This window comes from Sphingobacteriia bacterium (assembly GCA_017304685.1).
In the GTDB taxonomy this organism is placed as follows: Bacteria; Pseudomonadota; Alphaproteobacteria; order Rickettsiales; family 33-17; genus JAFKLR01.
Genome location: JAFKLR010000004.1, coordinates 363081 through 388962 on the forward strand (window position 1 = coordinate 363081; position 25882 = coordinate 388962).

Sequence of the window (25882 nt, forward strand, 5' to 3'; positions counted from 1 at the left end):
TTATGGCAAAAGAAGAATTACTTGAATTTGAAGGCGCAGTAGTGGAGCTTTTACCCAATGCATTTAGGGTAAAATTAGATAATGGGCATATTATCATTGCTCATACTTCTGGGAAAATGAGAAAAAATAGAATAAGAATCCTTGCGGGTGATAGGGTGATGGTAGAAATGACACCTTATGATTTATCGAAAGGAAGAATAACAAAAAGACATAAAGATACCGATCAGTAAAAAGAAATGTATTTATCAGCTAAAAGCTTAAAAAAAATTTCAATTTTCCTTATAGGATGTGGCTTTGTTTTTGCTGGTATTATTCAAATTATTTCAATCGCAAGTTTTAGCCCTTTTGATCCTTCATTTAATAATGCAGTTTCATATGATGAAGTGTATAATATTACAGGTAAAATAGGCTCATTTCTTTCTGATAGTGTAATTCAATTATTTGGATTTTCAGGATTATTTTTTGGTATTGTTTTTGCAAGTTGGGGCTTAGCTCTTATAAGAAATAAGCAGAATAATTGGTGGATATTAAAAGTTTTATGTTTCTCTTTTTTAATATTTGCTGTTTCAGCTTTTTTAACTATTCTACCAGTTCCTGAAAATTATATTATGGTGAGTGGTGGTGGATGGTTTGGTCATTTAATTCACACTTATCTTACAAGTTTTGTTGATAACATTACATTTTATTTAATTACCGGGTTTGCAACTTTTGTATTCTTTATTACAGCTTCTGGAATAAAATTTAAGCAAGTTTTAAAATGTGTATTATTTTTATTCTCGTTTATAAGAATAATTTTTGCAAAAATGTTCTTTTCAAAAAATACAAAATCCTTGAACGAAACAATTTATAATGAAGAAAATATTATAGAATTGCCTGAGGAAATTCATAACTTTGAAATTATAGGTGCTAAGGAAAAAACAAAACTTAGCCATAATATAGTTAAAAGAAGAAAAACCGAAACTCCTAAAGCTACAGTTAGTAATGTTAAAAATAATTACTTACTGCCAAAAATTGATTTTCTTTCTAAAGCAGTGCAAGCATCAGTTAAAGTTAGTTCTTCATATCTCCAAGAACAAGTACATTTATTAGAACAAGTATTACAAGATTTTGGGATTAAAGGGCAAATTATTCAAGTTAAACCAGGACCAGTTGTGACTCTTTATGAACTTGAGCCTGCAGCTGGAACTAAATCTTCTAGAATTATAGGCCTTGCAGATGATATTGCTAGATCTATGAGCGCAATGTCAGCTCGTATAGCTGTAATTCCTGGAAAAAATTTAATTGGAATTGAATTACCAAATAATACTCGTGAAACTGTTTATTTAAGAGAATTAGTAGAATCAAATAGCTTTAAAGATTCAACAGTAAAATTACCTATAGCATTAGGTAAAAATATTGGTGGTGAATCGGTAATTGTTGATTTATCTAAAATGCCACATTTGTTAGTTGCAGGTACAACAGGTTCAGGTAAATCTGTGTCAGTAAATACTATGATTTTGTCTTTCCTGTATAAATTATCTCCTGAAGAATGCAAATTCATCATGATCGATCCTAAAATGTTAGAATTATCAGTTTATGATGGTATACCACATTTATTAGCCCCTGTAGTTACAGAGCCGGGTAAGGCAGTAGTTGCATTAAAATGGGTGGTTAAAGAAATGGAAAATCGCTATCGTTTAATGTCGAATGTCGGTGTAAGGAATATTGCGGGATATAATGAAAAAGTCCAAGAAGCTACTAGAGAAAATAAGGTGCTTACACGTAATGTTCAAACAGGTTTTGATACTGAAACAGGTAAACCAATTTTTGAAACTATTGAAATTGAAAACAAGCCTTTACCCTATATTGTGGTAATCGTAGATGAAATGGCAGACTTAATGCTAGTAGCAGGAAAGGATATAGAAGCGTCAATACAAAGGCTTGCTCAAATGGCACGAGCTGCAGGTATTCATTTAATTATGGCTACACAAAGACCTTCTGTCGATGTAATCACAGGCGTTATTAAAGCAAATTTCCCAACTCGAATTAGTTTCCAAGTAACTTCAAAAATTGACAGTAGAACCATTCTTGGTGAACAAGGTGCAGAACAATTACTTGGCATGGGTGATATGTTATACATGTCAGGTGGTGGTAAAATTGTAAGGGTTCATGCTCCATTTGTAAGTGATAACGAAGTGGAAAAAGTAGTTACCTATTTAAAATCACAAAGTAGCCCTACTTATATTGAAGATATTACTAAAGCCGAAGAAGAAGATGAAGAAGGTAGTAACTTTAGTATGGATAGTGGCGATAAATTATACGACGAAGCTGTAGCAATTGTAATTAGAGATAAAAAAGCTTCAACAAGTTATATTCAAAGATGTTTAAAAATTGGTTATAATCGAGCAGCAACTATTATTGAAAGAATGGAAAAAGAAGGTATTATAAGTGCTGCAAATCACGTTGGTAAAAGAGAAATATTAATTCAGGATGGAAGGTAAAATCTTTATGAAAAAATTATTAGAAATATTGTTAATAGTTTTCATAATTTTTCCAGCAGAAGCCAAATCAAAAGGTCACGCTCATGAAATTATCGAGCAAATGAATTATATTGATGAAAAATCAGTTTTATATGGAAAAAATAATACAGGTAGCCCTGATTTAAACCTTCAAGCAAGCATTACAGCTTATCTAAATAACATTAAAACTATGGTTGCAAATTTTATCCAAATCTCACCTGATGGAAGCAGTAGTGAAGGTACTTTTTTTCTAGCAAGACCAGGAAAACTTAGATGGCAATATAATCCTCCAGTACCAATTTTAATTATTGTTAATAATAATAAGCTTATATATTACGATTATGAATTAAATGAAGTAACATATAGTAATACAGATGAAGTTTTAGGTTCCTTTTTAACTGCCGAAAAAATTAATTTTAAGGATCAAAAAGTTACAATCGATAAAACTTTAAAAGCTGACGGTATTATTAGAATGAATGTTTTGCATCCTGAAAAAAAACAAAAAATGACTTTACTCTTTACAGAAAGCCCATTGCAATTAAAAAAGATAGAGTTTTTTGATGATACTGCACAAATAACTTCAGTATCATTTCATGAAGCAAAATATAATGTAGAACTTGATAGAAATTTATTTATACTTAAAAACCCAAGAGTATTTAAAACTAAGTAAAAATTATGAATTTAAATCCATTTTTAGACCTAATAATAACTGTCCTCGATTTATATTCGTATGGATTAATTATTTATATAATTTTAGGTTGGCTGATAAATTTTGATATTATCAATAAATTTAATCCCATTGTGATTAGAATATACATAGGTTTTAATAAGCTCTATGAGCCATTAATGAGAAAAATTAGAAGTATTTTACCTGATTTAGGATCGCTTGATATTTCACCTATTGTAATATTTCTTGCTATACAATTACTTCAAAGTTTAATTTATAATTACTTGTATTACTAACCCATGGCTATATGGTTCTCATTAGTTTTTATAATTATTATTTCAATTATTAGTTATTTTGTTATTAAACATAAAATAATTAAGGAAACTACGCCACAAAGAAAAGCTGCAGCACCTGCAAGATTTTATGGTTATTCTGCAAGTCTCTGGTGTTTAATAGCAGGAATTACTTCAACTGTTTATGCAAAATATTTTACTGGGAACTTTCCAGAAACTATTATTCCATATTTTGGTGTAAATGTTAGCTTTGGAATTCTAGTTTTAATTATTATTTTAATTAGACGAAGCTTTAAAGCAAGGCAGCATGTTGAAGGTTGGGTAAAGCTATTAATTTTTTCTATATCTCTTATAAGTGTCCTAATTACGCTAGGTATAACAGCAATAATTTTCCTACAAACAATTAGCTTTTTAAAATACGTTTCAATTTTTGACTTTTTATTTAGAAGTAATTGGCAGCCGCAAAATTATGAAATGGATATAAAAAATTCATTTGGAATGCTACCTGTATTTTTAGGAACAATTTACATTACTTTTATCTCTCTTATCTTTGCTGCTCCACTTGGTATTTTTTCTGCGATATATGTTAGCGAATTTATGACAAAAAAAATGAGAGCGATAATAAAACCATCTATAGAAATGCTCGCAAGTATACCGAGTGTTGTATATGGTTATTTCGCATCATTTTATATAGGGCCTTTTATTAAGGATATCGCAACATTTTTAGGTTTTTCATCAAGTACAGAAAATGCGCTAGCTGCAGGTTTAATGATTGGAGTAATGATATTACCTTTAATAATGACAATGTCAGATGATGTTATTTCATCGATTCCTAAAGCTCTTAGAGATGCGTCACTCGCACTTGGAGCAACTCACATTGAAACACTTAGAAAAGTGATTTTACCTGCTGCAAAACCTGGAATTATTTGCGCTATTTTAATAGCACTTTCACGTGCTATTGGTGAAACTATGATAGTGACAATGGCTGCAGGATTTAATGCAAAATTAACTTTAAATCCTTTCGATTCTTTAACTACAATTACTGTTCAAATAGTAAGCTTAATGACAGGTGACGAAAATTTTGATAGTCCTAAAACTCTTTCAGCTTTTGGTCTTGCTTCAATATTGTTTATATTTACTGTAACAATAAATTTTATTTCAAATAAAGTAATAGTCGTATATAAAAGGAAATATGGTAATTTCTCGTAAAAGATTTCGGAAAAGACGTAAAAGTGATAAAATTTTTTATCAACTGGCTAAAGGCTCAACCATTTTTTGTATCGCTATTCTGGTTATTATTTTATCTTCGATAATTATTAAAAGTTTTGGAGCTTTTAATTCTTCATATGTTGTAATAGAAACAAAAAAATATCTTAATGATAATAAAGATTTAGATATAGATCATGTATTACTAAATTGCTTTGAAAATCCTGAATTAGCGAGTTTCGTTAAAACTATAATTAGCAAGAGAGAAATTGGGAAGATTAATAATCTTAAAACCACCCGAAAAATTTATTTAAAACTTACTTCTAAATACGACCAATATATTAGAAATAATATAAAAACTCATATAAATGAAAATGATATTACATATATAAACGAACTAGCAAAAAAAGACGCTATTTCAGTTAATTTAAATTTTGATTTTTTTATAAATACAGATTCTCGTGAGCCTGAAAAAGCCGGAGCTTTAGTTGGAATTATTGGCTCTTTAATGACTGTGCTTATTAGTATGATTATAGCAGTTCCAATAGGAATTATTACAGCAATATATTTAGAAGAAATAGCTAAGCGCTCTTGGATTCATGAGCTTATTGAGGTAAATATTGCTAATCTTGCTTCCATTCCTTCAATAATATATGGTATTTTAGGATTATCAATTTTTATAATTATTTTTAATTTGCCAAGATCTTCAAGTTTAATAGCAGGTTTGACTCTTGGACTTATGGTTTTACCTATAATTGTAGTATCAACTCGTCAAGCTTTACGAACAATACCAAATAATATAAGAGATGCGGCTATGGGACTTGGAGCTTCTAAATTACAAACAATTATTCATCATTTAATTCCTTTATCTTTACCAGGTATTATGACAGGAATTATTTTAAGTATTGCAAGAGTTATGGGAGAAGCGGCGCCACTTTTAATGTTAGGAATGGTTGCTTATATGGCTAATATTCCTGAATCGGTGTTCGAGCCTGCAACAGTACTTCCAATTCAAATTTATTTATGGGCCACAAGTATTGAATCAGGTTATATAGAGAAGACCTTTGCAGCAATTTTAATGTTATTAATTATAAGTATCTTTTTAAATTTTATTGCGTTTTGGGTAAGGAAAAAATATGAGCGGATTTGGTAACAAAAAGCAAAGAGTTAAAATTTCAGCGCAGTCATTAAACTTATTTTATAATGACAAACAGTCTTTATTTAATATTAACTTTGAAATATACAGTAATACTGTAACAGCGCTTATTGGCCCCTCTGGTTGTGGGAAGTCTTCATTTTTAAGATGTTTAAATCGTATGAATGACCTTATTGAAGGGTGCAAAGTTTCTGGAATAATAACTATTGATAAGCAAGATATATATAATAAGGATGTTGATGTCGTTCAACTTAGAACAAAAATTGGAATGGTTTTTCAAAAGCCAAACCCTTTTCCTAAAACTATTTATGATAATATAGCTTATGGGCCACGTTTGCATGGAATAGCAAAGAAAAATTCTCAAGAAGAAAAAGAAATTGTAGAACAAAGTTTGGTTCAGGCAGGGCTTTTTAATGAAGTCAAAGATAGATTGATGCAACCTGCGACTTCACTTTCAGGCGGCCAACAACAAAGATTATGTATTGCAAGGACCATAGCGATCCAGCCTGAAGTGATATTAATGGATGAACCATGTTCGGCGCTTGACCCTATTGCTACAGCAAAGATTGAAGCGTTAATAGATGAGTTAAAACAAAAATATACTATAATTATTGTAACTCATTCAATGCAACAAGCGGCGAGGGTATCGGAATACACCGGTTTTTTTAACATGGGATATTTAATTGAGCATGGGGTAACCGAAAATATTTTCACCAACCCTAAATTGGAACAGACCCAAGATTATATTACAGGTAGATTTGGCTGAAAAATCAGATACATATATTAATAATGTATAAATCTTTGCAAAATTCTCTACAAAAATGTCAATAAATTCTTTACTTTTGTTAAAACCATGAATATTATAATTTCATTAAAGTATAACAACAAATTTAATAAAAGGTTAAAATATGGTTACAATTTTAAGAACTGGGTTCCATCCCCTTATGTTAATCGTTGATGACAAGAGTAATTCCTTAACAAGCTTAGAATCAAATATAAAACTCCACGGATTTAATGCTCATTATGAAAGTAATGCGCAAAATGCAATGAAATTTATTAATACAAGTCTTCCAAATATTGTAGTTATTTCTGAAAAAATTAATGAAATTTCTGCAATGGAACTTTGCTATTACGTTAGAAGTATTGATAATTCACATAACATGATTGTTATGATCATTAAATATCCTGGTTCTATGGAAAAAGAAATTTCTCGTGAACAAAATGGCCCAGATGCTTATATTGTATTAGATAAAGATGAAAATGATTTAATTGCAAAAATTAAGTATAATTATGCTTTAAATCGTTCTTTAGAATCAAATAAAGCTTTAAAATATGGTGATATTGAAATGAACCTTAGTTCATACACTGTTACAAGACAAGGAAAATATATTAAGCTTGGTCCAACAGAATTTAAAATTCTCCAATGTTTCCTTGAATATCCAAAAAATATTTTATCACGTGAATTTTTAATGTCATATGTTTGGGGTAAAGTTGATTCAATAGAACCAAGAACTATTGACGTTCACATTAATAGATTAAGAAATGCTCTTAAATTATTTAAAGATGAGCTTCCAATTATTGAAACTATTAGGTCGTTAGGCTACTGTTTACGCAGAAATTTTAACGAATAATCGATTAATTAAGAGAAGTTAATATGTTTTATCATCAAAATAATTCAGTAATAAATTGGTTTAGATTTAAAACTTGGAGTAATAAAGATCACGCATTAATAGTAGATCAAAATTTACAACAAAAAGATCTTTCAAGTGATAATTTAAAAGAGATTCAACTCCATTTAAATCAAATGAATGCAAAATTTCTTAAGAATTATATTGCTACTTCTCAGGTTTTTAGTGAAAGGTCATTAGAATTAATTAAAGAAACAGTTCTTGATCCATCGAAACAAGATTTAATGAAATTTGCAATTGAAAGTGCAAATGCAAACTCTAAACTTTCTTCTGAATTTGAGATAGACATATTAGCTGAATTACTTAGAAAACATCAATTTAACTTAGCTGAAAAAGTAATAGGCGATTATTTTACTGAGTTAACTGTCGATAATTATTTTGAATTAGCGCATAAATTTTTCTCAGTAAGAAATATTTCTACTAATGAATTAAAAGCTTTAAATTTTATTTTTGATAAACATGTAAAATCTGAAGAATATGAAAACTATTTAAGTAAACACGTCGGAGAAATTGATTCTATTTCTGAACAATTTAAAGATAAAAGTTTTGCTTTAATTCGTAAAATTGTTCACATGACAGATAAAGACTTCAACTTACCGACAGGTCAATCTTTATCAAATTTATATAATAAACTTTATTATACAGGTCATCAATCTGGTAGAATTGATTGTGAAAAAGGTGAAGAAATTTTACATGATTTGATAGTTTTAAAAAAATATAGCCAAGCTTACCATACAGCGCAAAATTTTGGTGTTATTATTAAAGCTCAAGATTTAAAGCTTATTTATGAAAATAATCAATCTGATAAATATGCTTTAAAGCACTTAAAAGATTTCATTAACGAAAATGTGAAATCACTTGAAATAAATTTTAATAATCAATTTAGTGAATATTCTCCACAAGAGCTTAAAGATAATGTTAAAGAATATAAAGCTGTAAATGCTGAGATTGATGCGAGATTAGAAGAAATTAAAAAAGATGAATTACATGCAAGAGAAGTCGCAGCAGAAGAAAAGGCTTTAAGTCTTAAAGAATATGATATTAAAGTTAGAGAGAAAGAAGTAAGCTTTAAGCAAAAAAATTATGAACATTTAAAGAAAATTGTTTCAAAACTTGAAAAAGAAAATCAAGAATTATCTAAAAAATATAAAGATTCATATAGTGAAGTAAATAAATTAAAAGATTTAAATGCTAAATTATTTGATAGTTTAAAAACACAAAAAGAGCAAGTAGACGCGTACGCTAAGTATCACGATACACAAGTTAAAATGAAAAATATCTATGCACAACAGCCAGCATCTTATAACAACGCTGAAGCTAGTGCTCCACCAATGGATGATGATGCTAACGTATTTCATAATACACAACAATGGAATTAATTATCCATAATGGTATTTTTAAATGAATATATTTTCTAAAATATATTATAGATGTTTTGCTTCTAACATTTCACTAATTGAAAACACTAAAGTTGAATTAAAAGAATTTCCAGAGGATATTAAAGAGGCACCTTTAACCAACTTTGAAAACTTTTATGAATATCTTCAAGACATTAGCCCACGATTTTACCAAAGATGGTTTTCATCTTCTTCTGAAGATAACTTAAGTAAATTATTAAAAGATAAGTTATATAAAGACGAACAATTTAAAAAACATAATTTCGATTTATTAGAAATCGCAGTAAGCAATAAAGAGAACCCTAAAGTTATCAAAATATTATTTGATGGTTTAAAAAGTAATAATAGTCTTACACATACTCAAGCACTTAATTTAGTAAACGCTTCTCTTGAAAAAAATGGCATTAAATACACTTGTAAATTAGTAGAAACAAATGAGCTTTTTATTACTAATAAGTTATTTGAAACGCTTTTAAAAACCTCGGATAAGGAATTTGAAGGATTGTTTAGTAGTGAATTAGATAATAAACTCACAACCTTAAGTGGGCTTGTATTAAAACAAGCTAAAATAATAGCTTATAGAACTGATTATTACTATCATATAGAAAAATATAATAAATCGGCTTATTTAGAAAATTGTAATATATACTTACATAAAATTAAAAGAATAGCTGATCAAGCCTCTAAAAATTTGAGTCAGCATATAAATAAAGATATAGAAAATTTTGAATTTATAAGAGAAGCAGGTTTAAGCCAAAAAGATAACATAAATTTATGTGGCTTTGAGCCTTTAGACTATACTGATGCTGATTTTTTTGATAAGATCCTGAGCATTAAAATCGATCATAATAGTGACTCCTATGACACGCGGTAAACCAAAAGACATAAAACATATAGTTTTATCAGGTAAATTATTCCTTAAATATGTTGACGATCAGGTGTTACCTGAAAACGGAGATGTATTATTTGTTTTAAATAATGATAGTACAAGCGTTTATAAGGGTACTTATTACAGCACTGGCTATGCAGGTTTTTTCAAAATATTTGTTTTTGATGGTAGAATTTGGCAACATTTAATTGAAAATGAATTTTTTGAAAATAAAGAAAATTATTTTTCTAAAAAAGAAAAACCTATAGATGCGTTTTATATTTGTGAAGAAATAATGCGCTCAAAAATAGGCACTTTAGTTTATAAAACTTATAGAGAACATTATACTACATATCTTCATATAATGAATGCTTTTAAAGGCAAAAAAGGCCATATGAAAGTTAAATAAAAATAATTTACGTATATTTTAATTTCTATAAAATATATAGTTCTATTACATTATTTAGGAAAATAGTATGAACAAAACTTCTCGCGTAATTTTACTTATATTTTTAGCTTTTATGGTTACGCTTGGGTTTTTAGCAAAGAATTATGTTGATCCAAAATATTTAAACCAACAAAATGTAAATAAAGAAGTACCTAATTTTAATTTTTTTGATATTACAACTGATAAAATAATACATAAAAATGATTTAATAGGGCAGAAATATATATTGATTTCGTATGCGACCTGGTGCGGATATTGTCATAAGCAACATAAGCTAATTGAACAATTAAAACAAATTTCTAAAGTGAAAATATATGGTGTGTTATGGAATGATACCATTGAAAATGGTTTAGCTCAGATTAAAAATGAAGTTAATCCATATGATGGAAACTTTATTGATAAAAATAACATATTAACGAATTCCTTAGAATTATACGGAGTGCCAAATTTAATTCTAATAGATGAAACTGGTAAAATTAAATTACACTATATGGGTAGCTTAACTAATGCGCTTATTAATAATTATATTCTTCCTATTCTACGGGATAAAAAATAGTATTGGGTTAACTAATATTGAACTTCAAGAAGTTATGCGTACAATTAAGTGTACAACTTGTCAGGGGCAAGCAATATTAGAGTCAGATACTTTAGCTGCAAATAAATTAAAAAAGGAAGTATATTTACTTGCTTCTAAAGGTTATTCCAAACAAGAAATTTTAGAAAATATTAAGAATAATCACGGCAAGGATGTTGTTTTTTTACCAGAAGCGGAACAAAATAATTTTATCATATGGTTATTACCTTTTGTAATTATTAGTTTTGGTTTACTATCATTTTTATACGTAATTAAACAAAGTAGAAATAATGGCTAATTCCTCAAATAATAAAAAAAATACTGACTACACAGCTAAAGATATAGAAGTTTTAGAAGGTTTGGAACCGGTTAGAAAAAGACCTGGAATGTATATTGGTGGTACAGATGAAAATGCGCTTCATCATTTAGTTGCCGAAGTTCTTGATAATGCCATGGACGAAGCTGTTGCAGGTTATGCGAATAAAATTGAGCTTCATTTAAGTAAGGAAGGGTTTGTTACAGTTAAAGATAATGGTAGAGGAATACCTGTTGATCCACATCCAAAATTTCCCAATAAATCAGCATTAGAAGTTATTTTAACAACTCTTCACTCAGGCGGTAAATTTAGTAATAAAGCATATCAAACCGCTGGTGGTTTACATGGTGTTGGTATTTCAGTTGTAAACGCCCTTGCAGATAAATTATTTGTTGAAATTAAAAGAGATAATAAAAAATATACCCAAGAATATTCTCAAGGGCATAAATTAAATGATATTAAAGTTCAAACCTTAGGCTCAAAAGAGAAGGGAACAACAATAAGTTTTCATCCTGATCCTGAAATATTTGGGAAGCAAAATTTTAAAGCTAAAAGATTATATAATTTAGCTAAATCTAAAGCTTATTTATTTAGAGGGGTAGAAATCAGATGGTCATGCGATGAAGAACTTGCAAGCAATGATGTACCTGCAAAAGCCATCTTACATTTTCCAAATGGACTTAAAGATTATTTATTAAATTATATCGAGCCTGAAAAAGCAGTAGGCGGAGCTATTATCGATGGCCTGCTTTCATTCCCTAATTATAACGGTAAAATTGAATGGGCTGTAGCTTGGGGTGAAGCTGAGGAACATTTTGTAAGATCATATTGTAATACAATCACCACCCCTAATGGTGGAACTCATGAACAGGGTTTTAAGCAAGGGATTTTAAAAAGTGTGAAAGCTTATGGTGATATGATAGGTAATAAAAAAACCAGTCAAATTACCGCAGATGATATAGAGCAAGAATGTTCATCTTTAATCTCAGTATTTATTGAAGATCCACAATTCTTAGGTCAAACAAAGGAAAAGTTAGTTAATCCTGAAGTGCATAGAGTAGTTGAAAATACTATTAAGGATTATTTTGATAATTGGTTTAGCTTAAATAAGGTTCAGGCAGTTCAATTGTTAGAATATTTTATTAATCTATCTGATGAAAGATTAAGTAGGAAAAAACAAAAAGAAATTAATAGAAAAACTATTATACAGAAAATCAGGTTACCAGGTAAGTTAGCAGATTGCACTAGAGATATTCCTAAAGGTACCGAGATATTTTTAGTAGAAGGTGATTCTGCGGGTGGATCAGCCAAACAAGCTCGTAATAGAGAAACTCAAGCAGTATTACCTCTTAGAGGAAAAATTCTTAACGTTGCAAGCTCATCTAGGGAAAAAATAATTGCAAATCAGGAAATTAGTGACCTTATCACGGCTTTAGGCTGTGGAATTGGTAACAATTATAAGGAAGAAAATCTAAGATATGAAAAAGTGGTGATAATGACAGATGCGGATGTTGATGGTGCGCATATTGCTTCTTTACTTATGACATTCTTTTTTTTACAAATGCCAAAATTAGTTGAAAATGGGCATTTGTATTTAGCTCAACCTCCTCTTTATAGAATTGTTCATAGTAATAAAACTTATTATGTAAAAAACGATATTGAAAAGGATAAATTAGTAAGTGAATTAAAAAAGAAAAGAGGCGAAATTGAAATAGGGAGATTTAAAGGCTTAGGGGAAATGACGGCGCCTCAGTTAAAAGAAACTACTATGGATATTAAAAACAGAACTATATTAAAGGTTCAATTACCTCTAGATGGCTCTGCAGAAGGATATGTTGAAACCCTTATGGGTAAAAAGCCAGAGCTTAGATATAATTTTATAAAAGAACAGGCTTTAGAGAATATAGATAAGCTTAGAGAAAACTTAGATATTTAATTATAATTTCGACACCATTTTACTACTTGTTTTTACTAAGGATACAGGGAATTTTATAAATTCAGCATTAGAAGCTATTTGCTTTTTGCCATATAAAAGTTCACTTAATAACCTGCAAACGGCTCCATGAGAAACTATTAATACCGGCTCTTGATTTTCAAAGATTTTATTCATTGCTTTTACAATACGATTGCGAAAATTTTGAAATGTTTCTGCTCCTTCAATTTTTGAGCCTTTTTCCCAATTAAATTTCCATTGTAAGTCTTTATAAACTTGCCCTTCTATTATCCCTGAATTAGTTCCTTTTAGATCTTCAACTTCAATTACTTCGCATTTTAAATAATAACTAAGTATTTCAGCAGTTCTTTTTGCACGCAAAAGAGGACTCGTGTATATATATTTAATTCCTAACTTTTGAAATTGTAACATCCTACCAAGAAGATGGGCTTGGGTAATACCAGTAGAATTCAATTGAACATCTTTATGTCCCATGACGCGATTTTCTTTATTCCACTCTGTTTTAGCATGTCTAACAAAATAAAAAGGTTTGTTACTATTTAAAAAAGTGGAAAGTTCTCGTTTTACGTCTTCATCAGCTCTTTTCATTGTAATTCTATTATATATTATTTTAATTCAATAAATATATAAAATTATCATTAAAAAACAATGGGTTAATTGGAAGATTGCAGTTGAAAGGTTTAATTTAAAAGAAATTAAAAATTAATTTTTATTAGAGGAAGATATTTTAGAATTAACCTTATTGATAAGCTCAATTATTTCATCCAAGGTAATAGGGCTTATATTTGATGCTAAAACTTTTTGTTCATATTCCTGATCGGGAGTAGGACAGGTATATAATTGTTTTTTATAAGAGTTATTATTAGTTATAAAATTTTTTAAATATTGTGCATTAACAACTGCATAATCAGCACTTTTATTAATTAAAGATAGAAGGTTGTTTTTATGGCTAGTAGTTAAATGGGTATTATAACGATATCTTAAGTTTTCAGGATCAGAATTAAAATTGGCAAAAGAGTAATGATATCCAAGATAACCTAATATTTTTTTCCCTTTAATATCACATTTTTTTAATGTTTCATTATTTGCTAAAGTTACAAATACTTCTTTATCCTTATTAAAGCTTTTGGAAAAAGTGATATTTTGTATTTTTTGCCATCCCCAATTCTCATTTTCATAAAACATTAAATCAAATTTATTATTTTTTATATCAGTATATCTTCGAACACTTGAGGTTAGAACTAATTTAAAATAATATTTATTTTGAAGTTCATTAAGATTGTTAATTAGATCAATGGTGTAGCCAGTATATTGAGTAGAGCTCTTCTCCAAATATGGTGGGAACTCATACCCACCAACTCGTATAATAATTCTTTTCTCTTCAGCTTTTGCACTTGAAGATTTTATGAAGATAAAAATTATTACTATCAATAGTAACTTAATCTTTAACATGACTTAAATTATTAAAATTTAAACTTATTTATAATATAAGCGTACGCTTCTATACTGTATTAATAAACTAAAATTTTAATCTTGTATTAATATATTAATAAGCTGTGACTATTTTACAACAGTTTTAAATGTTATATAGTTGAATTTTTAAAGATACAGGAGAAGAATGAAATAACTAATTAGCAATTTTATTAAGAGTTTCTTTTAAAGCATCTCTAATTTTTATTAACTCATCTAAATTTGTAATTCTTTCAGAAGGATTGGAAGGTTGTATAGGGTTAAGGGTTATTAAAGCATCATTTTTGAAATCTTTAAAATAACTTTGAGCACCTTTAATAGTAAAACCTTTATCATAAAGAAGGGTTTTAATTTGTTTTAATATATTAATATCAGGGTTTTTATAGTATCTTCTACCCTTAATTTTTACTGGATTAATTTGCTTAAACTGTGTTTCCCAAAACCTTAGTACATGCTGAGGTAAATTAAGAAGAATGGCAACTTCTCCTATAGTTTTATAAGCATTTACGTCTTTTTCAAAATTTGGGCTATCAATTAATTCGTCGTTATCACTAAAGTCCATAATTCTCAGTTTTCATCTTTAAATTTATCTTTAATTTTTTGTTTCAGTTTTTTAGATATCTTAAACTTTACTACATTTCTAGCAGATATTGGGTATTCTTGTAAAGTCTTAGGATTCCTACCTACCCTTGCATTCTTTTCTTTTAGCTGAAAACTACCGAAATTTGTGATATTAATTTTCTCATTATTAGCTAAACTTCTGCAGATTAAATTAATTATTGAGTTTACGATTAATGATGTTTCCGATTCAGAAAAGCCCACTTTCTTATTAAGTGAAGTTGAAAGGTAAGCCCTTGTTACTGTATTCTTATGCATGATAACCCCAAAATATAAAAGTTTATTTTTTAACCTATTTTAAATATTAGCACACGCTCTTAAAAAGTCAATATGGTTAATTTCTTAAAACTTTATATACAAAAATTAATTTTTAGATAAAACGGTCTTTAATTTAAATTAATTCTTAGGTTTATAATATCTAAAAAAATGTAATATGCAACTAAAAATAGTGTATGAGATCGGATAGAATAAACTTTTACGAGAAAAGGCCGGAAAAAATTATCTCTTCAAACTTTTGATTGTACAGACTATTTGCTGTAATTAAGCCTGTAGGTGAGGTGACATTAACTTCAATTAGATTATCTTCAATAAGATCAATACCTGCAAATAGGCAATTATTTTTTTTCAAAAACTTTCCTATTTCGTTACAAATTTCAAGTTGTGATGTAGTAAGAATATGCTTATGAGCAGTTCCCCCCTGAGCAAGATTTGCGATTACTTTTCCTCCTTCAGGTATTCTTTTAAAACATGTAATAATTTTATCAAATGACATTATTACTCTAACATCTCCATCTTCCATTACCGAAGGTAGATATTTTTGAGCGATTACTGGCAGATTACCATATGAAGTTTTATAGTTAACAATCAAATCAGGTAATAAGTGAAAATCAGAAGGGGTTATAAGATTAATTCCTTTTCCTGCATAGGAATATAAAGGCTTTAATATAACTTTTCTTTCTCTAGTTATAAATTCTTCCAATAGTTGTAAGTTATCAGTAATAAGAGTTTTAGGCATTAAATAGCTGAAATATAAAGGAATAATTTTTTCAGGGTTGCTAATCAAAAAGTCAGGGGAGTTGAAAATTTTAGTATGTTTTACACTTTTCATTAAATAGCAGGCAGTTAGATATTCAAAATTGAAAGGAGGATCTTGCCTTATAAGTATAATTTCGAAATCTTCTAACTTAATAACCTCTGAAAATATAAAATTATAAAACGGAGGCTCATTAGTAAAAGCCGTTAAATGAGCCTTAACCCAAACCTTTCCATCTTTAAAAAATAGATCACTGGGTTGGTATGTCCACACTTCAAAATTCTTACTTGAAGCATATTTCGCAATTAAAACTGACGAATCTGAAGAGTAATTTAGACTCGAAGGGTGATCTATTTGTAACCCAAGTTTTTTAATCATCAAAACTATCACCGTCGTAAACGTCAGTTCCAGTTTCTGGATTATATGAATTGTTTAGTGCCTTAAGATCTTTTGTTCTAATAGGCTCAACTTTATCCTGTTTTACTGTATTATTTACTACCGGTGCAGGTTTTCTATTATTAATAGTAGTTTCTTCATTTGATGAAATATTTTCATTCTCACTTTTAACTCTAACGTAACTTACAACTTTTTTAACGTATTTAACTCGTGAGGAAATAGAATTTACTAATTCTAATTCTTCATGACTTCTTGAAATACCTAAAATGTAGACAACCCCTTTAATGGTTTCAATATTATAATTTACTGAGCGAATATTTTGGTTAAAAAGTAATTTGGTTTTTATTTGAGTAGTTATCCAGCTATCTTTGCTATATTCACCAATAGCAAGTTTTCCTTCACTATCTTCAATTAAAATCTCGTTAATAACCTCTTTTACGCCTTTCTGTTGCCAGGAAATTCTTACAGCTTCAACACGATCTTCAGGTGATTTTACGGCACCAGTAAGTAATACTTTACCTTCAGATACCTTAACATTTATATTAGCAAATAAATTATTTATATCTTTTCTTAAAAGATCATTGTGAATTTTAGTACGTATAGCAAAATCATCAATTTGTGTGCCAATAGATTTTTCTTTAGCTAAGGCAAATCCTGTTCCAGCAGCCGAAGTTGCAACTACTTCAACGCAACCGCTTAAAGCTAATAAGTTAAGAATTAATGCTGAAAGTGTAATTAATTTAGTCATAATATGTATACCTAATTATTTTTTAAAACCTTTTTCTTGTCCTTTAAATAGTCTTACTATGTTTTGATAATGTTTAATAATTATTAACGTTGATAGCACAAAACAGAATAATGGTAAATAGTCATTTTTAGAAAAGAAAAAGGCATAAACAGGCGCTAAGCTGCAGGCAATTATCGCAGACAAAGAAGAAATACGACTGAAAGTAAAAGTTAAAGCCCAGCTTAGGATGGTTAAAATCCCTACTATTGGGCTAAAATAAACTATTAATGCGCCGCCAGTTGCAACCCCTTTACCACCTTTAAATTTTAACCAAATAGGGAATATATGACCAAGTACTGCAAAAATTGCGGATGCGTAAAGATTAGGAATACCATGAAAATTAAAATTATTTATTATTTGAATGGCAATAACTCCTTTTGCAGAATCTAATATCCAAGTATAAATAGCTGCTTTTTTACCTAAGCTTCTCATTACATTAGTAGCGCCGATATTACCGGACCCTGTTTTTCTAATATCAATTCCAGCCATTACTTTACTAATAAGAAAACCAAAAGGTATAGAACCAAAAAAATAAGCTATAATATAATTCATCACTTCGCTATGCATGTAAAATTACCTCATGTAAATATATGTACCTGGAGCTTCTTGAATAGCATATTTTTTAATTGTTCTGCTATCAATTTTTTTAATTTTTTGTTTATTAAACTTACATTGCCATTTATTGTAATTTTCCCACCAAGAACTTAAAATGTATTTTGAGTTGTTAAGCCATTCTTCACTATCTGAATAACTAGTTTCATTTGTATAAAAGCCATATTTCTTTCTATTTGGTGGACTAATTACCCCTGCTACATGTCCAGATTCAGCAAGAACGAAAGTAACATTTTTAATATATTCATGAATTTTATAAGCTCCCTGCCATGGAACTATATGATCTTCTTTTGTGGCAAGTTTATAAATTGGTATATCAATTTTTGAGATATCAATAGGAACATTATTAATTTTAAGTACATTAGCTTTAACTAAATTATTATTTAAATACATATTGCGTAAATAAAAGCTATGTACCTTTTTAGGAATTTTAGTTGAATCAGAATTCCAATATAATAAATCGAAAGCAACGGGGGATTTACCAAGTAAATAAGAATTCACAATATTCGACCAAATCATATCATTGGCACGTAGTAGATTAAAAGTCATGCTCATATCATTACTATCATGATACCCTTGAGCTTGCATTTTTTGTTCCATTAATTGGATTTGCTCTTCATCAATAAACGCTCCTAAATCTCCAGGAATAGAAAAATCTACTAATGTAGTAATTAAACAAGCGTTTTTAATACTTTTATCTTTTATTTGTTTTAAGTAAGCAAGAGTGCTAATCGTTAAAGTGCCACCAATACAATAACTAATAAGGCTAATTTGAGGTTGTTTAGTTATATCTTTGACTGCTTCGATATTTGAAATTACTTCATTAACATAATCATCAAAATTTACATCTGCATATGAGCTGTCAGGATTAGCCCAAGAAACTATACATACTTGATGGCCTTGTTCAAGTAACCAGTTAACAAAAGAATTTTTTTCCTGCAAGTCAAGGATATAGTATTTATTTATAAATGGTGGAATAATCAGAATTGGTGTCTCATAAACTTCATTATTTTTAGGCGTATAGACAATTAATTCACTTAATTTACTTCTTTTAATTACATGTCCTTTTGTAGTAGCTAAATTTTCTCCAACTTTAAATGCTGTTTTATCGACAGTAGTAATTTGTAAAGTGTTAGAATTACAAATGTCGTTTTGTAATTTATCTAAACCTAATAATAGATTGTCTGCATTTGAGTCAATAATTTCTCGAAGAACCGCAGGATTTGTATGAATAAAATTAGAAGGAGAAAGCGCATCTAATATTTGGCGTGTAAAAAAATTAATTTTATGTTTTGTTTGAGCATCAAAATTATCATTAGTTGCTATAAGCTTTTGTACCCATTCATTAGTCATCAAATAAACTTGCTTTATATAATTAAAATAAGCATTTTTTTTCCAGGCGGGGTCTTGGAAGCGGTTATCTTTATTTGAACTCTCATATAAGCTATTAGAGTTACTACCATTAATCTTCTCTAGAACATTTTTTATAATATAATTATGGTTATTTACCCATTCTTGCTGACGTTCTGCAAGCATGTCTGGGTTTTGATAAATATCTTGCCAAAATTGGTTAAAAATATTGTAAGGGGTTTGATAGTATGAAGTATTATTCACTGAAAGTTTTCCAAAAAATTCTGACATAATTTTTGGGTAAGCTGACATTATATTAATAATATTTTCACTTAACCTTTCGACAGGCTTTTTATGGGGCACTTTTATACCTTTAGTTGAATTTTATAGGATTTATTAAACTAATTATACAAATGTAAAAAGTATAAATAAAGAAATTTATTACATATTTTGTAATAAATTTCAGGCTATTGAAGATTAAATTAGGTTAAATTTCAGTAAAATGTTGACTTATTATCAACATAAATATATAAGACTTTAAAATAACAAATTTATAAGTTTTCAGGAGTTGCTAATGAAACGTACTTATCAACCAAGTAAACTCGTACGTAAACGTCGTCATGGGTTTAGACAAAGAATGGCTACATTTAATGGTCGTAAAGTTTTAAATGCTAGAAGAGCAAAAGGTCGTAAGAGACTTAGTGCATAAAACTCAACGTTTTAAACTAACAACTTTAAATAAAACTCAAGATTTTCTAAGGCTTAAAAAACATGGCTTTAAAATTAGCAGTAATTTTTTTCTTGTATGCATTGCCGATAATAATTTGTTACATCCTCGTTTAGGAATAATTGCTACTAGAAAATTAGGTGGTGCCGTTGTAAGAAACTTGCTCAAACGACGAATAAGATCTTTTGCGTATGAAACATTTAAAAAAGATCGCTTTCAGTCAATTGATGTATTAGTAATTGCTAGACGTGATTTAGCAAAAGAAAATTATGCTGATATTGTTTCTGAGTTTGAAAATGCAATTATGAATTTTAAAAAGACAAAGTCAAAACATGACAAAAGTTCTTAGCAAAATCTCAATATTTTTAATAAATATATACAAATATCTGCTTTCTCCAGCAATCCCTAAATCATGTCGATTTCTTCCAACATGCTCAGATTATGGAATTGAAGCAATAAATAAACACGGTGCAATTAAAGGTATTGCATTAATAGTTAAAAGAATATTAAGATGTAACCCTCTAGGGGGAAGCGGCTTTGATCCAGTTCCTGATAAAATTGAATTTGAGAGATGATATATGAACGAAATAAGAAAACTTATTACAACCTCAGTAATTGTTTTATTACTCATCGGTGGATGGCAGTTATTTTTTGCAAAGAAAAATAATGATAACCTTTCTAATAAAGCTCAAGAACAGGAAATCAAATTTACAACTCGTGAACATGCAATTCAAAATTCAATCCATGACAGAGTTTTAATTAATACAAATAAATTTTCTGGCTCTATAAATCTTAGAGGAGCTGTATTTGATGATTTAATTTTAAAAGAATTTGATGAAAGCATTGAAAAAAATAGTAAAAAAGTTGAATTACTAAACCCTATTAATACTGAAAATGCGCATTATATTCATTTAGGTTGGCTATCAACTGAAAATAGCATTAAGGTTCCTGATAACCATGCTATTTGGAGAACAGATAATAAAACTTTAGCCGTAAATCATCCTGTAGTTTTAAGCTGGGAAAATGGTCAAGGTGTGACATTTAATACTAGAATTGAAATTGATGAAAACTACATGTTTTCAATTACTCATTCAGTACATAATAATATGAATAAACCCTTAACTATAATTCCATATGGTTTAATCTCAAAAATAGAAAAAAATGTTGGCGATTCCACCTCAATTTTACATGAAGGTCCATTAGGTGTTTTTGATGGTATTTTACAAGAAGTTAGCTTCAAAAATATGAAAGATGAAATTAAAAATGATTATAAAGATAATAAAACCGGTTGGTTAGGCCTTACAGATAAATATTGGCTTTCAAGTATTGTTCCAGATAGTCGTTATACCTTTAATGCAAGTTTCCTATATAAGCAAATTAATCAATTAGATAGATTCCAAGTAGATTTTATTGGACAAAGATTAACAGTTCCACAAGACGGTAAACTTACTTATAATCTCCATTTATTTACTGGCGCAAAGAAAATTGATTTATTAGATCAATACGAAAAAACTTATAACATTGATAATTTCGATAGAGCGATTGATTTTGGTTGGTTATATTTCTTAACTAAACCTATGTCTATAATATTAAATTTTATCAATAGTTACTCACATAATTTTGGAATAGCTATCCTACTTTTAACAGTTATTATTAAACTTATTATGTTACCGCTTGCTAATAAGTCTTACACCTCAATAACTAAAATGAAAGAATTAACTCCTGTAATTAATAGGTTAAAAGAAAGATATAAAGATGATAAATTACGTTTTAACTATGAATTAATGCAACTTTATAAGCGTGAAAAAATTAATCCATTATCAGGTTGTTTACCTCTTTTAGTGCAGATTCCTGTATTCTTTGCTTTATATAAAGTTTTATATATAAGTATTGAATCAAGACATGCCCCATTCTTTGGATGGATCAAAGATTTATCAGCACCTGACCCAACATCAATATTTAATGTATTTGGACTCGCTCCATGGGATGCGCCATCATTTTTAACAATTGGTGCATGGCCAATAATTATGGGCATAACCATGTATTTACAACAAAAAATGAATCCAGAGCCAACTGATCCGGTTCAAGCACAAATGATGAAATTTATGCCAGTAATTTTTGTTGTAATGTTCTATAAATTCCCAGCAGGATTAGTAATTTATTGGGCATGGAATAACATTCTTTCTATTCTTCAACAATGGTTTGTACAGAAAAGAGTAGTAAAAGAAATGCGTAGATTTTAATTAAAGTAATAAAACAGTGTCAGCAGATTTTATAAAAAAATTATTTACTACAAGCGCTGAGTTTGTTGCAGGAGCTGCTACAATTGAGCAAATACCGTCTTTAGGTAATTTACCTGAATTTGCTTTTGTTGGTAGATCAAATGTAGGAAAATCTAGTATGATAAATGCCTTAGTGGGCAGAAATGGTTTAGTACGTGTTTCTGTAAAACCGGGGTGTACAAGACAACTTAATTTCTTTAAAATCTCTGAAAAATTTGTTTTAGTGGATTTGCCTGGATATGGATTTGCCAAACTTCCAAAATCTCAAATGGAAAATTGGAATTCTTTAATTATCAAATACTTAAAAGGTAGAAGAGAGTTAAAAAGAATTTATATGTTAGTTGACCCTAAGGTTGGTTTAAAAGAATCTGACCTACAAGTAGCAAAAATACTAGATGATTCTGGAATTTCGTATAGAATAGTACTAACAAAGATCGATAAATGTAGTAAAGAAGAATTAGCAAAAACTGAAAATTTCATCAAAGGTCAAATGGATAAACATGCGGCAATGTATCCAGAATTAATTGCTACAAGCATAAAACTTATAAATACAATATCGGAGTTCCGACATGAGATTATTACAAACATCAAACTCTAATATAAGTGAAATAAATAAAGAAAAGAATAAAAATTCATATCATTTCGAGTTTGATATTTTAAGTGAAGCTATCCCTTATATTAAGCTTTATGAAGGGCAAACTATGGTAATTTGCTTTGATGAATTACTGTTAGATGATTATGTAAAAATGACTTCATTCGCCCAAGATATTGTTCTACTTAAAAATGCAGGAATAAATCCAATAATTATTCATGATGCAAGTCATAATATTATAAGATACTTAGATAAATTTAATATTGAATATGCACTAAATGAGGAAAATGAAGTTGATGTAAATACTACTAATATAGATTTAGTAGAAATGGTATGTCATTTAGTAAATAAAAGAATAGTATCTCATATAAATAATGCTGGAGGACTTGCTATTGGTATTTCAGGAAAAGATGGAAAATTAATAGAAGCGCGTAAAATAAAAACTACGACTAAAAAATTAAATGATGTTCAAACATTATTTAATGCAAATTTGGAAGGTGTTCCGGTAATGATAAACCCTGATATCTTATCAAATTTTGATGAATCAGAATTTATCCCTATAATTTCCAGTATAGGTTTTAATGATAATTGTGCAGCTTTATATTTAAATCCTGAAGATGTTGCTTCAATGGTAGCCTCATCGCTTGCAGCATGTAAAATTATAATTATGATGGAAGAAGATATATTTCTTGATGAAGAAGGAAAAATTATTGAAGAAATTTCTTCAATTCAGGCAAAATTAAATATGGGTAAGTCATTTAAGAATCACGCAATTAATAAAATTAAATCTGCTTTAGCAGCTATCGATAATTATACTGAATCAGCACACTTCGTTAATTCAAATGTCGAACATGGGCTTATTTTTGAAATTTTATCTGATAACAGACCAGGAACAATGATTTATCCGGTTAGTATTTAATTTAAAGTTTGTAATTTGCTTATTTAGCTAAAATAATAAATTTATTAATAAATTATGATTTACATGCAATTCATTTTAAAATAAAGTGAATTATGAATGTGGGGTTATTGTTACCTTATAAAGAATTTTTATGTTATGAAGTTTTAAGTAATATTAAAGGATAAAATGAATAACTTTGACTATCGAGACAAGTCAATAATGATAATCATTTCCTCGCCGTCTGGAGCAGGAAAAACCACATTATGTAAATTGCTACTCGCAAATGACCCTAAAATGAGGCTTTCTGTATCTGTGACAACTCGCCCTAAGCGTTTGTCAGAAACTGAAGGGGTAGATTACTATTTTATTTCTGAATCAGATTTTCAATTATTAATCGATAGCGATGAGCTTTTAGAATATGCTAAAGTATTTGATTATCATTATGGTACTCAAAAACAAGTTGTTCAAAAAATGCTGGATCAAGGTTACGATGTAATTTTCGATGTTGATTGGCAAGGGGCACTACAACTTTATAATTATTGTCGTGAAGATATAGTTAGTATTTTTATCTTACCACCGTCATTAACGGAATTAGAAAATAGGCTAAAAAAAAGAGCGCAAGATTCTGAAGAAGTAGTACAAAAAAGAATGAAAAAAGCTAAAGGTGAAATTAGCCATTATAAAGAATATGATTATGTAATTATTAATCATGACATCAATGAAAGTTTAAGATTATTGCAGGAAATAATTACTGTAGAAAGATCAAAAAGAGTAAGGTTAAACAAATTAGATGAATTTGTTGAAGAATTATTAGAAGCATGAATAACCTACTTCAAATTTCTATGTTTACGCTTTCGTTAATAAGCTTTCTTGCAGGCTTATTTATAGCTCCTTTCTTTGGAATAGTTTCACTTTTTGCGTTATTAAAAATTCGTTCAAAAATTATTTTTAAAGAGTTTTTTTTAAATAAGAATTTACAAATTATTTTTATTTTGCTTACTTATACGCTTTTATCAATTTTTATTTTATTCACAAATAAAAGCAGCTATTTTACCCTTTCGACTATTTTGCTTATTCAATTTGGGTATTTCATATTAGATAAATTGATAAATCAAAATAAAGTTTTTTTAAAAGATCAACTATTTAAACCATTAATTTTAGCTGTTTTAGTTGCAATTGTTATAATGTTTTTTGAAGTTTTGACTCAAGGGCTATTATTTAGAACAATAAGAATTGATATTTTTAAAAGTAAGAATTACGGCTGGTTTTTATCTGATTTAAATAGAGGAATAAGTTTTATAAATCTTCTTCTTTGGCCGATCGTATTTTTTATATCTGAAAATTACAATAAAAAAATTGCTGTTACTTTTTATATTATTGTGACTACCATCACTCTAAGTTTAGATTCAATGGCAAGTGGTCTGGCAGTAATTTTGTCTTCAATTATATTTGTTATTATACGATACTTACCTAATCTTTATAATATTTTTAGATATTTAACCTTAAGCTCTATATTTTTAATTCCGCTATTATATTATTATATAGATAAAAATTATGTACTAAATAATTTTCATTTACCTGCTTCAGCTGAACATAGAGTTTATATTTGGGATTACGTTAGTAACTTAATATTCAATAATTATTTCCATACAATTTTTGGTTATGGTTTTAATGTATCTAGATTTTGGGAAGCTGACATTTCAACTTTTCATCCCTTATTTGGCTCTTCTTTACCTCTTCATCCACATAGTAATATTTTACAAATTGCTTTTGAATTAGGTTACGTTGGGCTAGTATTTTATGCTCTTATTGTTAATAAAGTTTTAAAGCCATTTATAAAGGAAAAGGGTAAAGTAAAATCATATATAGCAGCAGCCTTTTCAAATTATTTTGTTATTGCAAACATATCATATGGGCTTTGGCAACAATGGTGGCTAGCAAGTATTATTTTTGCGATTCTTTTAACTAAGATTGTATTACTTCATAAAGAAAATTAAAGGCTTTTTAGAATATAAATAATTTGTTTAGTTGAAAATTCTAATTTAAAATTTA

30 protein-coding genes are annotated in these 25882 nt (G+C 28.6%); 22 read left to right on the top strand and 8 right to left on the bottom strand.

Annotated elements, in window-relative coordinates; all coding sequences use genetic code 11:
• Positions 1-2 precede the first annotated feature (2 nt).
• From infA to parE, 14 genes are all read left to right on the top strand, one after another.
• Entirely contained in the window at positions 3-230 is a 228-nt protein-coding gene (infA, locus tag J0H68_07140; GenBank protein MBN8828464.1) for a translation initiation factor IF-1, read from the top strand.
• 6 nt (positions 231-236) lie between these two features.
• Positions 237-2480, top strand: a complete 2244-nt coding sequence (locus J0H68_07145) for a DNA translocase FtsK 4TM domain-containing protein (protein ID MBN8828465.1) — start codon at positions 237-239, stop codon at positions 2478-2480.
• A gap of 7 nt (positions 2481-2487) precedes the next feature.
• The gene (locus tag J0H68_07150) at positions 2488-3168 is read left to right on the top strand and encodes an outer membrane lipoprotein carrier protein LolA (protein MBN8828466.1); all 681 of its coding nucleotides are present in this window, start codon (positions 2488-2490) and stop codon (positions 3166-3168) included.
• A 5-nt stretch (positions 3169-3173) separates the two neighbouring features.
• On the top strand, positions 3174-3461 hold the full coding sequence (locus J0H68_07155) for a YggT family protein (protein MBN8828467.1): 288 nt from the start codon (positions 3174-3176) through the stop codon (positions 3459-3461).
• Between the two features lie 3 nt (positions 3462-3464).
• The gene (pstC, locus tag J0H68_07160; GenBank protein ID MBN8828468.1) at positions 3465-4667 is read left to right on the top strand and encodes a phosphate ABC transporter permease subunit PstC; all 1203 of its coding nucleotides are present in this window, start codon (positions 3465-3467) and stop codon (positions 4665-4667) included.
• Positions 4651-5817 (top strand): phosphate ABC transporter permease PstA, encoded by a 1167-nt coding sequence (pstA, locus tag J0H68_07165; GenBank protein MBN8828469.1) that lies wholly within the window; start codon positions 4651-4653, stop codon positions 5815-5817. Before pstC ends, pstA begins: the two co-directional genes overlap by 17 nt.
• A complete protein-coding gene (locus J0H68_07170) occupies positions 5801-6586 on the top strand; it encodes a phosphate ABC transporter ATP-binding protein (GenBank protein ID MBN8828470.1) in 786 nt (261 codons plus the stop codon). The genes pstA and J0H68_07170 overlap by 17 nt, the downstream gene beginning before the upstream one ends.
• A 142-nt stretch (positions 6587-6728) precedes the next feature.
• The gene (locus J0H68_07175; GenBank protein ID MBN8828471.1) at positions 6729-7451 is read left to right on the top strand and encodes a winged helix-turn-helix domain-containing protein; all 723 of its coding nucleotides are present in this window, start codon (positions 6729-6731) and stop codon (positions 7449-7451) included.
• Positions 7452-7474: 23 nt separating this feature from the next.
• On the top strand, positions 7475-8887 hold the full coding sequence (locus J0H68_07180; GenBank protein ID MBN8828472.1) for a hypothetical protein: 1413 nt from the start codon (positions 7475-7477) through the stop codon (positions 8885-8887).
• A gap of 22 nt (positions 8888-8909) precedes the next feature.
• On the top strand, positions 8910-9779 hold the full coding sequence (locus tag J0H68_07185; GenBank protein ID MBN8828473.1) for a hypothetical protein: 870 nt from the start codon (positions 8910-8912) through the stop codon (positions 9777-9779).
• The gene (locus tag J0H68_07190) at positions 9766-10182 is read left to right on the top strand and encodes a hypothetical protein (protein ID MBN8828474.1); all 417 of its coding nucleotides are present in this window, start codon (positions 9766-9768) and stop codon (positions 10180-10182) included. Before J0H68_07185 ends, J0H68_07190 begins: the two co-directional genes overlap by 14 nt.
• Positions 10183-10249: 67 nt before the next feature.
• Complete coding sequence (locus J0H68_07195) at positions 10250-10777, top strand: thioredoxin fold domain-containing protein (GenBank protein ID MBN8828475.1); 528 nt, start codon at positions 10250-10252, stop codon at positions 10775-10777.
• Positions 10778-10811: 34 nt separating this feature from the next.
• A complete protein-coding gene (locus J0H68_07200; GenBank protein ID MBN8828476.1) occupies positions 10812-11093 on the top strand; it encodes a cytochrome c-type biogenesis protein CcmH in 282 nt (93 codons plus the stop codon).
• Positions 11086-13047 carry a DNA topoisomerase IV subunit B gene (gene parE, locus J0H68_07205; GenBank protein MBN8828477.1) on the top strand — a complete coding sequence of 654 codons (1962 nt, stop codon included), beginning with the start codon at positions 11086-11088 and terminating at the stop codon, positions 13045-13047. Before J0H68_07200 ends, parE begins: the two co-directional genes overlap by 8 nt.
• Here parE and J0H68_07210 read toward each other — a convergent pair whose 3' ends face one another.
• The 8 genes from J0H68_07210 to phaC form a co-directional block, all read right to left on the bottom strand.
• Positions 13048-13653 carry a histidine phosphatase family protein gene (locus tag J0H68_07210; protein MBN8828478.1) on the bottom strand — a complete coding sequence of 202 codons (606 nt, stop codon included), beginning with the start codon at positions 13651-13653 and terminating at the stop codon, positions 13048-13050.
• 114 nt (positions 13654-13767) lie between these two features.
• Positions 13768-14517: a transporter substrate-binding domain-containing protein gene (locus J0H68_07215; GenBank protein MBN8828479.1), complete on the bottom strand. Its 750-nt coding sequence runs from the start codon at positions 14515-14517 to the stop codon at positions 13768-13770.
• A 175-nt stretch (positions 14518-14692) separates the two neighbouring features.
• On the bottom strand, positions 14693-15097 hold the full coding sequence (locus J0H68_07220; GenBank protein MBN8828480.1) for a MerR family transcriptional regulator: 405 nt from the start codon (positions 15095-15097) through the stop codon (positions 14693-14695).
• A 5-nt stretch (positions 15098-15102) separates the two neighbouring features.
• Positions 15103-15411, bottom strand: coding sequence for an HU family DNA-binding protein (locus J0H68_07225; GenBank protein ID MBN8828481.1), 309 nt, complete (start codon positions 15409-15411; stop codon positions 15103-15105).
• 217 nt (positions 15412-15628) lie between these two features.
• Positions 15629-16564 (bottom strand): hypothetical protein, encoded by a 936-nt coding sequence (locus J0H68_07230; protein MBN8828482.1) that lies wholly within the window; start codon positions 16562-16564, stop codon positions 15629-15631.
• Positions 16557-17330: a BON domain-containing protein gene (locus J0H68_07235; GenBank protein MBN8828483.1), complete on the bottom strand. Its 774-nt coding sequence runs from the start codon at positions 17328-17330 to the stop codon at positions 16557-16559. The genes J0H68_07230 and J0H68_07235 overlap by 8 nt, the downstream gene beginning before the upstream one ends.
• Before the next feature lie 15 nt (positions 17331-17345).
• Entirely contained in the window at positions 17346-17936 is a 591-nt protein-coding gene (plsY, locus tag J0H68_07240) for a glycerol-3-phosphate 1-O-acyltransferase PlsY (protein ID MBN8828484.1), read from the bottom strand.
• A 6-nt stretch (positions 17937-17942) separates the two neighbouring features.
• The gene (gene phaC / locus J0H68_07245; GenBank protein MBN8828485.1) at positions 17943-19694 is read right to left on the bottom strand and encodes a class I poly(R)-hydroxyalkanoic acid synthase; all 1752 of its coding nucleotides are present in this window, start codon (positions 19692-19694) and stop codon (positions 17943-17945) included.
• A gap of 211 nt (positions 19695-19905) precedes the next feature.
• Here phaC and rpmH point away from each other — a divergent pair, with 211 nt between their 5' ends.
• The 8 genes from rpmH to J0H68_07285 all read left to right on the top strand — a co-directional run bounded on the left by rpmH (position 19906) and on the right by J0H68_07285 (position 25827).
• The gene (gene rpmH / locus J0H68_07250; GenBank protein ID MBN8828486.1) at positions 19906-20040 is read left to right on the top strand and encodes a 50S ribosomal protein L34; all 135 of its coding nucleotides are present in this window, start codon (positions 19906-19908) and stop codon (positions 20038-20040) included.
• On the top strand, positions 20000-20407 hold the full coding sequence (gene rnpA, locus J0H68_07255) for a ribonuclease P protein component (protein ID MBN8828487.1): 408 nt from the start codon (positions 20000-20002) through the stop codon (positions 20405-20407). The genes rpmH and rnpA overlap by 41 nt, the downstream gene beginning before the upstream one ends.
• Entirely contained in the window at positions 20391-20633 is a 243-nt protein-coding gene (gene yidD, locus J0H68_07260) for a membrane protein insertion efficiency factor YidD (protein MBN8828488.1), read from the top strand. Before rnpA ends, yidD begins: the two co-directional genes overlap by 17 nt.
• A 3-nt stretch (positions 20634-20636) precedes the next feature.
• A complete protein-coding gene (yidC, locus tag J0H68_07265; protein ID MBN8828489.1) occupies positions 20637-22301 on the top strand; it encodes a membrane protein insertase YidC in 1665 nt (554 codons plus the stop codon).
• Between the two features lie 16 nt (positions 22302-22317).
• Entirely contained in the window at positions 22318-22938 is a 621-nt protein-coding gene (locus J0H68_07270) for a YihA family ribosome biogenesis GTP-binding protein (GenBank protein ID MBN8828490.1), read from the top strand.
• Positions 22910-23851 carry an acetylglutamate kinase gene (locus tag J0H68_07275; GenBank protein MBN8828491.1) on the top strand — a complete coding sequence of 314 codons (942 nt, stop codon included), beginning with the start codon at positions 22910-22912 and terminating at the stop codon, positions 23849-23851. The genes J0H68_07270 and J0H68_07275 overlap by 29 nt, the downstream gene beginning before the upstream one ends.
• A 198-nt stretch (positions 23852-24049) precedes the next feature.
• Entirely contained in the window at positions 24050-24652 is a 603-nt protein-coding gene (gmk, locus tag J0H68_07280) for a guanylate kinase (protein ID MBN8828492.1), read from the top strand.
• A complete protein-coding gene (locus J0H68_07285; GenBank protein ID MBN8828493.1) occupies positions 24649-25827 on the top strand; it encodes an O-antigen ligase family protein in 1179 nt (392 codons plus the stop codon). Before gmk ends, J0H68_07285 begins: the two co-directional genes overlap by 4 nt.
• Positions 25828-25882: the final 55 nt, after the last annotated feature.